A 12,836-nucleotide genomic window follows, 5' to 3' on the forward strand; every position below is an offset into this window, starting at 1 on the left:
GTTTTATCCCTGTTGCGTTACAAAATAAGACAATAATGGATTTCTAAAGAGGATAATCAAAACAATCACCAAACAATAAATGGCTAACGATTCGATCATGGCCAAACCAATAAATAAGGTTCTGGTGATGGATTTTTCGGCTTCAGGTTGCCTTGCCAAAGCATCTAAGGCGTGACTAATCGCGCGCCCCATGGCTAGAGCCGGCCCTATAGTTCCTATGGCAATGGCTATTGCTGCAATAACGGTTGACGCTAAACTAAACCAACTTATGTCATTCATAACGATTCTCCTTGGCTTTTAAGCTCATGGGCTTGAATGCCCCCAGCAATGTAAATTAAGGCCAGCATGCCAAAAATATACGCTTGGATGATGGCTTCAATAATATGTAAAATGAGTATTGGAATAGGGACTAAAAATCCGGCAATCATGAGGACAATCAGGGCGGTTAATTGCAAGCTCATGATATTACCAAACAAGCGGACGGCCAATGCTAAGGTTCGAGAGATTTCGCTGATTAAATGAAAAGGCAATAAAAAAGGAGTTGGCTTAATATAATGTTTCAAATACTCTCGCCACCCCTCGGCACGAATTCCAAACCAGTGTACCGATAAAAAAGTCATTATCGCAAGGGATGCCGTCACCGATAAATCCGCCGTTGGTGAATAAAATCCCGGAATAACACCAATTAAATTGGAAACAAGGATAAAAATCCACAAGGTGGCTACAAAAGGAAATATCAGCTCAACGTGGTCAGGCAATACTTCTTTTATCGCATCGTACATGGTGCTCAAAACACCCTCCCAAATGAGTTGGTACGTGCTTGGCTGTAGGAGAGAGCATTTGTAAGTGGTACTCCATGCCATGATGAATAAGGAGATCATAATGAACCACGTGGTTAAGACACTTTGTGTGATGGGTAATCCACCGATTGAAAAGGCAAAATGCGCTAAGAATCCTTCTTCTCCCACGGTTAGTCCTTAATTAAAAGATACACGTTAATGGCGCCAATAATCACCCCAAGGAGGATTAAATTGATGGTCCAACTCATGGAATACCCTTTTATTTTCTCATCGAGCCAAACCCCGAGATAGGCTCCTGCAATGATGGGTAACACAAAAACAAAGCCTAAAGTACCCAGGTAAACTGTTTGGGCTAATAACGTTGATTTTCCTTTTTTAGCTTTATTGATTTTGCGGACGTTTCGTTTCACTTGTTGTTCCAGTTCCTTGTTTGAATTTTTAAATTCCATAGCTGTTCTGCCGGTTTAATTCCCATAAACGCTTTAACATTTCTTCATCCAAACGATGCACGCTTTCTTTAGTGCGCAATAGGTTGTTTTCTTCCCAATGTAATTCTTCCTCCAGGACCCTTTGTATGGCTTGGTATTCTTGATGTCGCACATAATGTCTTGTCGCAATATGCAATTGATTGTCAATGAAATAAACCACGGCACCTGGTAAGGCTAAGTACTCCGTCTCTTGATTCTCATCACGAAACCAGGCCAAGCCGAATTTTAAGCACGTCATCATGCGGCTATGATGAGCTAAAATCCCAAATTGCCCAGAAGCATCCTCACCCACAAAACTGATGACCTTATCGATTTTTTCATATTGTGTGGCACTCTTAAGATGGATAGTAAAAAGCTCCATGTCCGTCGTTATCTCCCTTTATCCATGGCACCCCTCATGTAACACTCTTCTTCTGAAAATTCATCGTAATCGCCTCTTAGAAAGGATTCGCAATCAGTTAATGTGTGTTCTAATGAAACCGATTTCCCTTCCATTCCTGTTTGAAGCTTGGTGACATGAAAGGGTTGGCTAAGATAGCGTTGCAGTTTGCGTGCTCTTAACACAATAGCACGGTCTTTAGGAGAAAGCTCTTCAATCCCCATCATAGAAATCATGTCTTCTAATTCTTGATAACGTTCCAGGTGTTCTCGTACGGCTTGTGCAATGGAATAATGTCGCTCGCCCAATAGGATTTTATCCATAAATTGACTCTTGGAAGCTAAGGGATCCACGGCGGGATAAATGCCTTTGCCTGCTTGTGCGCGAGAGAGTACTATGATGGAATCCAAATGAGTAATAATCCCGGTCACCGCCGGATCGCTCATATCATCAGCCGGAACATAAACCGCTTGTACCGAAGTCACTGCTCCTTTTGCAGTCGATGTCATGCGCTCTTCAAGTTCCGCTATCTCAGTCATTAAGGTGGGTTGATAACCGACACTAGCCGGCATTCGGCCAAGTAACCCCGAAATTTCACTGCCGGCTTGCACAAAACGATAAATATTATCCACAAGAAAAAGAACCTCATGGCCCAACGTATCACGCAAATATTCCGCATAAGTTAATGCCGATAACCCTGTGCGAAAACGCACTCCCGGTGATTCGTCCATTTGACCAAACACCATGAGGGTTTTATCCATTACGCCTGCGGATTTCATCTCATGCCACAATTCATGTCCCTCCCGAATACGCTCACCAACACCAGCAAAGACGGAGGTTCCTTGATGCAATTGAATAATGGCATGCATCAATTCCATCAGGAGTACGGTTTTTCCAACTCCTGCACCACCAAACAATCCTGTTTTACATCCTCTGACGAAAGGGCAAAGTAAATCAATGACTTTAATTCCAGTCTCAAGAATGGTTTCTTGAGTGCTCGTCATTTCAAGTGGCGCGAAGTTGGCCAGAACATCACGATATTCATGGGTTTCTAATGGCGGGGCTCCGTCTAACGGCTCACCAAAAATATTTAAAAGGCGGCCCAAGCATTCTTTTGAAACGGGAATTCGTAAGGAAGTGCCTTGGTCATAAACTATTAAACCTCTTTGCAATCCTGAGGCACGGTGGAGCGTGATGGCTCTCACATGATGCTCATCAAGGTGCTGACACACTTCCAAAATGTATTCATCACTGTCCGTGTAAGTTTTAAGAGATTGATGCAAAGGAGGTAGTACATCACAATGTATCCGGACAACAGGGCCATTGATTTCGATTATCCTGCCGATGGGAGTTCCATGAGTTTGAGCAACAGCCGTGTTTTTATCCATCATTTTCCAATTGAATTCATGACCCATGAATTAGGTGTCGTCCTATTCTCTCTATTTTTACATCACTTTATGGAATTTTAATATAACAGAGTTTGAAAACAGATAGCAAAATGCTAATTAATAACAGCTCGCCTGAAAGTATCTAAAAAACAAACACTGTGTGAGATCTCATTAATCAGCTTCTACATAGGTCACTTTGCCACATGATACATCAAGCCACGCCTTTAAATAGAGTTCGACGAAATAGGTAGGTCCTGAATGGGGACAATCTTAATGAGCTACTGACCTATAATAGGGCTCATAGAAATCTCATAGAGCCCTGGTGATTGGTTTAAGTGCCCTAGCATAGGCCTCTTATAGAACATTTATTGGTTTTTCATCATGGGGCATCCCATCATTTGTCTATCCATCATCATCTGCATCATTTGCATCATCATTTGCATCATTTTCGTACGCTGCTCCATCGTTTCGGGTTGTTTAGCTGCATCATCCTGCATACTTTTCATCATCTTCATGCCTTTTTGCATCGCATGCATGCCTTCTTCCATCATGGGCATTTGTGTTTGCATCAACGATTTCTTTTCTTCCGTTGTTTTTGCATTCATAAGCTTATCATGCATCTCCTGCATTTGTTTTAGTGCTTCTTGCATTTGTTTCATTTCGTCTTGCAGTTGGGTTGACTGCTGATTAGAGCTTTGCATTCCCATGCTATTCGTATTATTCATTTGAGAACCAGAAGACATGTCTTCTGCAAAGAGTGGTGTGGCAACCAAACTGCAAGCAGTCAATAAAATGAATACATTCCGTTTTAACATAATGAAATCTCCTTATTATTTTTTCAATGAATTGTTTGGACTGAACATCCTACTATAGCACTACATGAACAGGGGATGAAAAGCAAAAAACATACCTGCTCAGGTTAGTGCCAACCTATTCCTCCCGTGTTGTGTCCTTCATAAGTATGAGAAACACGGTGTGAATTATTGGTCGTTGTTGATGGGGCGCAAGAGATCAACAAAAGTATCGCGCTCATTATCCCAATAACTGCTTTAATAAGCCTCTGCTTTGGCATATCCATGCTCCTTGCAATGAAATCATGTGATGGCTGAATCAATAGAAAAACAACTAACCTTATTTTATAAATCCTTTTTATAATATAGCACCGTTTAGAAATACGCAGTGCCAGTCATGACTACTTGTTGAAAAAATCAGTTGTCTTTCGGAATAGGGAATCTATACCTCGCCAAGCTTAATATAAGTTCAAATTATTATTTGAATTCACTGCCAAGGATGTGAATAGATGTTGGAGTTAAGGAATACGATAAGTAGGGTATTTAATTATTGCGAAGATTCTACCATTCTTTTATGAAGAAATTTTAAGATTATTCAAAAGGAAAAAATTTTTGGCTAAAAGTATTTTTAAATGCCACAATAAAAAAGACCATGTTCTTAACATCCAATAAATAAGCTCAAAAAGGGAAGAGAATAAGTATGAAGCATTCGACTTTAGTAAAAAAATCAATAGGGCTAATTTTCATTTGTTTGTTCTTTTTATTGTTTTCCTGCAGTTCCTACATTCCTAAAGAGGACTCAAAAGGTAACATGCCAGTTAAGAAGCGATTTGGTGGCTATCATGGCTATCATCACCACAGACATGGGCATTGACACCATTAGAAATGACCCAATGAACACTCATTATTAGTGATAATTAATGCCTGATATCGTATGAAAATATTGAGTATATGAAAACAAGTACTTTTGTTATAACTTTATTAATTTTCCTTATCCTGCAAGCATTTTTTACATGGGTTTTTATTTCAACGGCATTAAGAATTTCCCACTTCTTTATCAAGCATTAGATTAGCCCCTTACTCATTATGGTTTATGAGGCTGAGTTTTTAGTTATTTTCCTCTTGAAGCTCACATAAGTTGAGGGCGGGAACAACTCATTTGGTGTGACTTCTAATCCTTTAAGAATTTTTAGAAGATTTAAAATGGTTATATTGGCTTCGCCACGTTCCACAGTCCCGTAGTAACCCCGATTCATTTCGATGAAATTGGCAAAACCCTCTTGAGAAAAACCTTTCTCTTTTCTGATTTTGCGAATTTGTTTGCCTAGTACAATTAAGTCGGTTTGTTTTTTCATTCAAAAAGCATATGTGCTATGCTTCATATATAGCCACACGGTATGTCTATCATTTTTGAGTTTTGTTTAGGAAATGGTAAAAATAAAATCCTATTTTGTTATTTTTAACATTGTTAATTTTTAACACGGTAAATAATCGTTATTTGAACTATATTGATACGATTAGGAGAAGAAAATAATACCTGGCTCACTGGATAGTTATCAGGAATTAAAGTAGGTTAGAGTTCTTTAGTTAAATTGAGCGGACTCATGAGGAATTCATCTGTAGGTAAACCAATTTTAGTATTGAGAAATGACGTGCTACTTAATTAAAAGGGATTTAAAGATTTGTTTTATGCTGGAGACCATAGATGAAAGGTATCGTTTTTACCTCCTTAAATGACATGATTATAGAACAATTTGGCATAGAAACCTGGGACCAACTCGTATCCTCACTAGACCTTCCAAGTGGTGGAAGTTATACAGCAGGCGGCACTTACTCGGATACAGAATTTCAGCAATTGATTCAGGCCATTGCGAAGAGGACCAATCAGCACGCTTCTGTTTTTTTAGAGGCCTTTGGTGAATACATGTTTCCTATCTTATCAAGTAAGTACGCAATTTTTTTAAAAAAGGACATGACATTAAAAGAATTTTTAAAAAGTATTGATGGAACAATTCATGTGGAGGTAGAAAAGTTATACCCGGATGAAACGTTACCTACCATTAGTTATGAAGAGCCCACTGCAAACCAATTGGTTATGGTGTATCGATCGCATAGAAGACTCTGTCATTTTGCAATGGGGCTCATCCAGGGAGCAGCGCAACATTTTAAAAAGAAAATTACCATTAAGCAGACTCACTGCATGTTAAAAAAAGATGATCATTGTCGTTTGGAGATTACCTTTGAGTGATGAGAACAAAGCATTATTTGAGCGCTCTTATTATCGCGAAAGAAAAGCTCGCGAGGAAGCCGAATTATTATTGGAAAATAAGACAAGGGAACTTCATTTACTGAACCAGGATTTGGAAAAAAAGAATTCTGAACTGCTAAAAACGCTAAAAGACTTAGAAAGCGTACAAAAGAAATTATCGAAATTAGCCCATTTTGATGTATTAAGCCGATTACCCAATCGATTGCAGTTTGAACTGGATTTAAAACGTGAGATTGCTAGGTCAAAAAGATACGGTCGTCATCTGGCTCTGTTAAGCATCGATTTGGATTTTTTTTAAAAATGTGAATGATCGCTTTGGTCATGATGTCGGTGATGGTCTATTGCGTGAAGTAGCGAAGCGTCTTTGCTCAAGTCTTCGCGAAGAAGATTGTGTGGCTCGATTGGGAGGAGATGAGTTTGCAGTGATTCTGACAGAAATTAATAATCCACAACAGGCAAAATTAGTGGCCAATAATATGATTCAAACGATGGGTCAACCATTCCTTATTAAAGGCCATACCGTCATGATTGGACTAAGTATAGGAATTGCTTACTTTCCTGATGCTGGTGAGGAGGCAATAACCCTTCGTAAGAATGCCGATATTGCTTTATACAACGCCAAAGAATGTGGTCGAAATAATTGCCAAATCTTCACACCGTCTCTTAGAAAACAATATTCAAAACGCTTGGGAATAGGAACCGAGTTGCATCTTGCTTTGGAGCGACAAGAATTTTTTCTTGTTTATCAGCCCCGGGTTGACTTAAAAACGAATTCTATGGTTGGAATGGAGGTCTTATTACGTTGGCAACATCCCAAGCGGGGCGTTGTTTTTCCTGATGAATTCATTTCCGTTGCAGAGCATTTTAACTTGATTATTCCAATTGGTGAATGGGTCTTACGAACCGCGTGTAGGCAGTATGTGGATTGGAAAAAGAGTTACGCTCCTTTCAACTGCACCCTGGCGATTAATATTTCGCTTCATCAATTTCAACACAAAGGGTTTATTTCTTCTGTGAAGCACATTTTACAAGAATATCAAATGCCATCGGATTGGTTAGAGCTTGAAATTACGGAAGCAACGGCAGTCAATTTTTTGGGAAAGATTGAAGATACATTAAGTACGCTTCGCAATATGGGGGTAAAGCTTGCTTTTGATAATTTTGGCTCAGGCTATTCTTTTTTATCTCACTTAAAAAATTCACCAGTCCAATCCATCAAACTGAAACAAACCTTAATTGAAGATGCTCATCTCAGGGAAAATGATAATTTAATTATCAAATCGACGATTGCTTTGTCGCAAGAGTTAGGATTGAATGTGGTTGTGGGTGGTGTCGAAACAGAAGAACAACTCAATTTTTTACGGTCAAGTCACTGTTTCGAAGTGCAAGGCTATTACAGCAGTAAACCGTTAACAGTAGGACAGATGACGCAATTTATCGAGGAAAGGAACTCCAAAGGGCTGTAGCTTTATGTTGTTTCATTCCTATCAAAAAATAACACCAGTTAGGTTACCAAAAATAATTTAGCCTAAAATGGATAAGTTAATAAGCCCCGCTTTATTGACCAAAATCGATGGGTTAAATTTTGTGCTATGCTGTATTATATCGTGTTGATTATAGAGCATAATATCAGGGATGTCGGCCATGAAGGGACTAGAAAAACAATGCTGTCCTAAGAAAAGAATACTCACTCAGAGTCAAGAATTGCAAGAAGGGGTAGATTTCTCGTGTTGTGCACCGGCTGATAGAGGTACTTCCGATAACTTCTTTCCATTTTTCACTCGATTAGTGCAAGCCAACTTGGCTAAATGGACGGCAGGAATAAGTCCTGCTGCCATCGGTTCTTCTTATTCCACCTGGCTTTGGCAATTGGCCCAATCCCCTGGGGTTTTGTGGGAACTTGCTTTTTATCCGGTTTTTCATGCCAAGGATTGCATTAATAATATCGTTTGTGTTGAGCGTGCTGCGGATGGTAAAGACGTGCGTTTTAAAAAAGACAGTTGGCAGCCTATGCCTTGGCGTTTATTCGCCGAAGGGTTTTTGCAGATGGAAGATTGGTGGCGACGCGCCACAACGGACGTGCCAGGATTACCCAACCAAGTGGAACGTACTGTTTCATTCTGGGCGCGCCAATGCCTTGATGCCCTATCCCCTTCCAATTTTGTTTGGTCTAATCCTGATTTATTTCATGAAGCCATGCGCACTGGGGGACTTAATCTCATCCAAGGCGGCCAAATCGCGCTCGAAGATTGGTTAGAAAAGCTAACCGGTGCACCACCTACAGGTTCTGAACATTTTATCCCAGGGAAACAAGTAGCTATTACTCCAGGGCGGGTGGTCTTTCAAAATCATTTAATTGAGCTCATTCAATATGAAGCCCAAACGAAAACAGTCTATAAAGAGCCGATACTCATCTTACCAGCCTGGATTATGAAATATTATATTCTCGATTTATCATCACATAACTCCTTGGTGAAGTGGCTCGTAAGTCAGGGACACACCGTATTTATCATTTCTTGGCGAAATCCTGACAAAGAGGACCAGGATTTGGGGATGGATGATTATTATCGGCAAGGAGCTATGGCTGCATTTGATGCGGTATCGACTCTTTTTCCAGAAACTAAAATCAATCTGATGGGGTATTGTTTAGGAGGTACCTTGGCTATGATTACGGCAGCTGCGATGGGCAGAGACAAGGACGAGCGTTTAAACAGCTTGACACTCTTGGCAGCCCAAGGGGATTTTACTGAGGCTGGGGAATTAATGCTCTTTGTAACTGAAAGTCAAGTGGATTTTCTTAAAAGTATGATGCGGGAACAAGGGTATCTGGATACCAAGCAAATGGCTGGTTCTTTTCAGATGTTGCGTGCTTATGACTTAATTTGGTCCAAAATGGTTCAAGATTACATGCATGGAATGCGACGAGGGATGATTGATTTGACCGCTTGGAACGCAGATGCCACCCGGATGCCTTACAAAATGCACAGTGAATACCTTGAAAAACTCTTCTTAAGGAATGATTTTGCCGAAGGGCGTTATACAGTGGAAGGAAAGCCTGTGGCTGCTGAGAATATTAAGTTACCTGTTTTTGCGGTGAGCACTGAAAAAGACCATGTAGCACCCTGGCAATCCGTCTATAAAATCCATCTTATGACTGAAGGGGATGTGACCTTTGTTCTCACTGGTGGTGGGCATAATGCGGGCATCATCAGTGAGCCGGGTCACCCAGGACGCTCTTATCGTGTTCATGAGCAGAAACAAGGCGAGGCTTACTTAAATCCTGAGAGCTGGCTTGCGATGGCAGAGAGGCGGGAAGGTTCCTGGTGGCGAGAATGGAATGAGTGGCTAGTCCAGCAAAATACTAAAAAACGCATTGCATCATCGGTCATGAATCCCTCACTGCCAGAGGCACCAGGAACTTATGTGCTTCAGAAATAAAACGCTCTTCTTTGAACAATAGGAGCGCTGTATATTAGTAAGCGTCCGATCCAATAAAGCCGCATCCATTTGCTTAGCAAATCCTCTAGGTGGATGGCGGCCACCCTATCAATGTTTAAAATAACAGTGCTCAATGGACTTTTGAGTGAGTTACATGTATTGCCCACCATTAATATCAAAATTGGCACCAGTAATAAAACCACTTTGCTCCTCTGCAAGGAAGGCAACAACACGAGCAATTTCTTGGGGTTTGCCTAATCGTCCCACAGGAATTTGGGCAACAATCGCTTCTAAAATATCGTCCCTTAGAGAGGCGAGCATCTCAGTATTGATATAGCCAGGAGAGACGGTATTCACTGTAATGCCTTTTTTTGCGACTTCTTGTGCCAGACTTTTGGTAAAACCGTATAATGCGGATTTAGTGGCCGCGTAATTACACTGGCCGAATTGACCTTTGCGTCCATTCACAGAAGAAATGGTGATAATACGTCCATAACTATTATCCAACATATTGGATAACACGGTTTTCGTCATATTAAAGACACTATTCAAATTGGCATTGATGACATCCTGCCATTGTTCTTGAGTCATTTTTTTCAAAGTGGCATCGTGTGTCACACCGGCATTGTTCACTAGAATATCGATTTTGCCGTATTTTTCGATGACCAAGTCGGTCAGTTTCTCACAATCATTGAAGGAAGAAATATCGGCATAGACAATGTCGATATCAAATCCTTGCATGGCTTGTTTTTTCTGCCATTCTTTCGCTAAGTCATGATTGCCCTGTTTGAAATAACAGGCGATGACTTGATAATCTAACTTTTGCATTTCTTGGCAGATGGCAGTACCTATACCACCAGTACCACCTGTGACTAAAGCAACTCGTTGGTTCACTTCCTTCCTCCTTGATGGTTTTATGCAGAAAAAATAGTTTTATTGTTATTAGGATGGTATTAGCATAAGCCTAATGGCGTTATTTAATCACTTCTACTTCTTCAGCCTGAGGTCCTTTCTGTCCTTTTCCCATTTTAAAAAGAACGGTTGCCCCATCGGGAAGTGTTTTAAAGCCGTCACTTTGAATCGAACTAAAGTGGACAAAGTAGTCTTTGCCACTGCTTTCAATAAAACCAAAACCCTTGTCTTTATTAAACCATTTGACTTTACCACGAATTTTGTTAGTCATTTTTTGTTTATTTCCTTATAATCAAGTGGGTTATATAGTGTCATGCGACGCTGTTCTTTTTGTCAATACTTGCTAACCAGAAAGCTTTTAGTGGTTTAATGAGTGGAATCAGTGGCTTTTTCAGTGTTCCCCTCTACTTTTTTCAACGAAACCACTTTATCACATTGAATCTCAATGGTATTTGTTTTAGTAGCAGATACTCCCCAACATCGTATTCTTTTTCCCTCTTTCTCGATGAATAGCACGTGAATAACCAAATTTTTCCCATAAGTGTTGTCGATGGTGATGTCTTGAGTCTCATTCGTCTTTGTCAGGAGTCTTCCCAGTGAATTGCCATTCCGGTGGAACTCTATTAATACTTCAGTATTGGATAAGGATATATTATTTATTTTGGAGTTCTTGTGGTATTTGATGTGATAGGATTGCGTGCCGGCGCAGGCATTAAGTGTCGTGCACGAAAAAATTACCGCAAAAATAATTTTAAGAAGGACTATTTTTTTTATTTTAAATGACGTGATATCGTTCATGGGATTCCTATTCTTATTCTTGCTCATCTATTTTTACTATTTTGTCATAAAATTTTTACATGCCCAATCTTTAATAGCATAATTCCTTTTTGTCATAATAGAGCTCAGTCAACAGAATAACTTATTATGAGGTTGGAGACTCATTTTAGTTTTTATTAACGACTCTAACAAGGATTAGTTTAGTATGCGTTTACGTCTTGTCATCTTAGTTTTAGCCGCAATTATTATTGGTGTGGGAAGTTATTCTGGGATAGTGAATGTCATTAAAGAGCCCATAGAAAATGTGATAATAGGGTATAAAAGCCCATCAGCCTGGAATAATCGTGGTGTAGATTATGTGATTGGCAAAAGAGTAGCACAAAATGACTCTGAAGCTGTAAAATGGTTTTGCAAGGCAGCGAAACAAGGCGAAGTCATGGCCCAGCGCAACCTTGGCTTGATGTATGCTGCAGGCAAAGGGGTCCCTCAGGATAATGGCAAGGCTATGCAATGGTTTCGTAAAGCCGCTCTTCAAAATGATGCCGTGTCACAATTAAATCTTGGTGTCATGTATCAAAAAGGTATGGGTACTCAGCAAAACGATAGGGAAGCAATCAAGTGGATTCATAAAGCAGCCGCACAAGGATTTCCAGAGGCTGAACGTAGTCTTGGCATCCTATATTCCATTGCTGAAAATGGGCAACAAAATTATGTCGAAGCTTTTAAATGGCTTCACAAGGCAGCTGAGAAAGAAGATGCCATAGCCCAATATAATCTTGCAGTTATGTATGTCACAGGCAAGGGGGTTCGGCAAAATGATACGGAAGCAGTTAAGTGGTTTCGTAAAGCAGGCAAACATGGCGATCTCATGGCTCAACGAACACTTGGATTAATGTACGCAACGGGGAGCAATGTTCAACAGGATGATTTTCAAGCGATGAAATGGTTTCGTCTGGCCGCGAAACAAGGAGATGCTGTGGCTCAATATAATATAGGTATGGGCTTTCTTAACGGCAAAGGGGTGATTCGAAATCACACAAAAGCTCTGAAATGGTTTCATTTAGCTGCTAGTCAAGGATTGCCCCAAGCTCAATATGTGCTTGCTGCACTTTATCATGATGGAGTGAGTCTTCCTCAAAATAGCATGGAAGCAATAAAGTGGCTCCGAAAGGCTGCTGCGCAAGGTCACTTGCAAGCTCAAGAGCGCCTGCAGGCTCTGGTTAGACAGGATTAGCTGTGAGGCGGTTCCTCTTTCATTATCATACGAGTTAGTATTTATCCCCCTATGCTGAAAATAACGATTTGATTATTTCAATGAGAAATTATTTAAACATAATAATATTTTCGTTCACGATTTTGTAATGCTTATTTAATTGTAATGGGATAAGCACAGCTCGTCATTTCAGAGATTAACACCTTTACAGTCTGAGTTGTTATTTTCTATCTAGGTTCTAGATATAAGCCGTTTAAATTTCTGAAAATTCATTTAGGTTAAAATTGATACACCTAAAAGTTAGAATCTGCCTCATTTATTGGGAATATTTTTGCAACACTATCATTAAGTAATCTGAGCGGTACTTTTATCCGAAGCACA

The 12,836-nt window shown here is 40.0% G+C and carries 14 protein-coding genes and 1 pseudogene; 4 read left to right on the top strand and 11 right to left on the bottom strand.

Going from position 1 to position 12,836, the window contains the following annotated elements:
- Window positions 1–3: 3 nt before the first annotated feature.
- The 8 genes from Lgra_RS15540 to Lgra_RS15570 form a co-directional block, all read right to left on the bottom strand.
- Window positions 4–279: a F0F1 ATP synthase subunit C gene (locus tag Lgra_RS15540; protein WP_011946148.1), complete on the bottom strand. Its 276-nt coding sequence runs from the start codon at window positions 277–279 to the stop codon at window positions 4–6.
- Window positions 276–968 (bottom strand): F0F1 ATP synthase subunit A, encoded by a 693-nt coding sequence (locus Lgra_RS15545; protein WP_015961463.1) that lies wholly within the window; start codon window positions 966–968, stop codon window positions 276–278. Before Lgra_RS15545 ends, Lgra_RS15540 begins: the two co-directional genes overlap by 4 nt.
- A 2-nt stretch (window positions 969–970) precedes the next feature.
- Window positions 971–1,249: an AtpZ/AtpI family protein gene (locus Lgra_RS15550; RefSeq protein WP_011946150.1), complete on the bottom strand. Its 279-nt coding sequence runs from the start codon at window positions 1,247–1,249 to the stop codon at window positions 971–973.
- Complete coding sequence (locus tag Lgra_RS15555) at window positions 1,239–1,649, bottom strand: F0F1 ATP synthase subunit delta/epsilon (protein ID WP_011946151.1); 411 nt, start codon at window positions 1,647–1,649, stop codon at window positions 1,239–1,241. The genes Lgra_RS15550 and Lgra_RS15555 overlap by 11 nt, the downstream gene beginning before the upstream one ends.
- An 8-nt stretch (window positions 1,650–1,657) precedes the next feature.
- Window positions 1,658–3,055 carry a F0F1 ATP synthase subunit beta gene (atpD, locus tag Lgra_RS15560; protein WP_013101366.1) on the bottom strand — a complete coding sequence of 466 codons (1,398 nt, stop codon included), beginning with the start codon at window positions 3,053–3,055 and terminating at the stop codon, window positions 1,658–1,660.
- A gap of 365 nt (window positions 3,056–3,420) precedes the next feature.
- The gene (locus Lgra_RS15565) at window positions 3,421–3,870 is read right to left on the bottom strand and encodes a hypothetical protein (RefSeq protein ID WP_013101367.1); all 450 of its coding nucleotides are present in this window, start codon (window positions 3,868–3,870) and stop codon (window positions 3,421–3,423) included.
- Between the two features lie 104 nt (window positions 3,871–3,974).
- Window positions 3,975–4,127, bottom strand: coding sequence for a hypothetical protein (locus Lgra_RS18045; protein ID WP_165481402.1), 153 nt, complete (start codon window positions 4,125–4,127; stop codon window positions 3,975–3,977).
- A gap of 810 nt (window positions 4,128–4,937) precedes the next feature.
- The gene (locus Lgra_RS15570; protein ID WP_013101369.1) at window positions 4,938–5,201 is read right to left on the bottom strand and encodes a helix-turn-helix domain-containing protein; all 264 of its coding nucleotides are present in this window, start codon (window positions 5,199–5,201) and stop codon (window positions 4,938–4,940) included.
- 350 nt (window positions 5,202–5,551) lie between these two features.
- On the opposite strand from Lgra_RS15570, the gene Lgra_RS15575 reads away from it, so the two are divergent.
- The 3 genes and pseudogenes from Lgra_RS15575 to Lgra_RS15585 all read left to right on the top strand — a co-directional run bounded on the left by Lgra_RS15575 (window position 5,552) and on the right by Lgra_RS15585 (window position 9,553).
- Window positions 5,552–6,094, top strand: coding sequence for a heme NO-binding domain-containing protein (locus Lgra_RS15575; RefSeq protein WP_013101370.1), 543 nt, complete (start codon window positions 5,552–5,554; stop codon window positions 6,092–6,094).
- Window positions 6,060–7,581, top strand: a pseudogene (locus Lgra_RS18500) (putative bifunctional diguanylate cyclase/phosphodiesterase). Before Lgra_RS15575 ends, Lgra_RS18500 begins: the two are co-directional and overlap by 35 nt.
- A gap of 178 nt (window positions 7,582–7,759) precedes the next feature.
- A complete protein-coding gene (locus Lgra_RS15585; protein ID WP_013101373.1) occupies window positions 7,760–9,553 on the top strand; it encodes a PHA/PHB synthase family protein in 1,794 nt (597 codons plus the stop codon).
- Window positions 9,554–9,703: 150 nt separating this feature from the next.
- On the opposite strand, the gene phbB is transcribed toward Lgra_RS15585, so the two are convergent.
- From phbB to Lgra_RS15600, 3 genes are all read right to left on the bottom strand, one after another.
- Window positions 9,704–10,447 (bottom strand): acetoacetyl-CoA reductase, encoded by a 744-nt coding sequence (gene phbB, locus Lgra_RS15590; protein ID WP_011215167.1) that lies wholly within the window; start codon window positions 10,445–10,447, stop codon window positions 9,704–9,706.
- Window positions 10,448–10,526: 79 nt separating this feature from the next.
- A complete protein-coding gene (locus Lgra_RS15595) occupies window positions 10,527–10,736 on the bottom strand; it encodes a cold-shock protein (RefSeq protein ID WP_013101374.1) in 210 nt (69 codons plus the stop codon).
- 95 nt (window positions 10,737–10,831) lie between these two features.
- Window positions 10,832–11,263 (bottom strand): hypothetical protein, encoded by a 432-nt coding sequence (locus tag Lgra_RS15600; protein ID WP_013101375.1) that lies wholly within the window; start codon window positions 11,261–11,263, stop codon window positions 10,832–10,834.
- 184 nt (window positions 11,264–11,447) lie between these two features.
- Here Lgra_RS15600 and Lgra_RS15605 point away from each other — a divergent pair, with 184 nt between their 5' ends.
- Window positions 11,448–12,476, top strand: coding sequence for a tetratricopeptide repeat protein (locus Lgra_RS15605; protein ID WP_013101376.1), 1,029 nt, complete (start codon window positions 11,448–11,450; stop codon window positions 12,474–12,476).
- Window positions 12,477–12,836 lie beyond the last annotated feature (360 nt).

It is taken from the genome of Legionella gratiana (genome assembly GCF_001467695.1).
Taxonomy (GTDB): domain Bacteria; phylum Pseudomonadota; class Gammaproteobacteria; order Legionellales; family Legionellaceae; genus Legionella; species Legionella gratiana.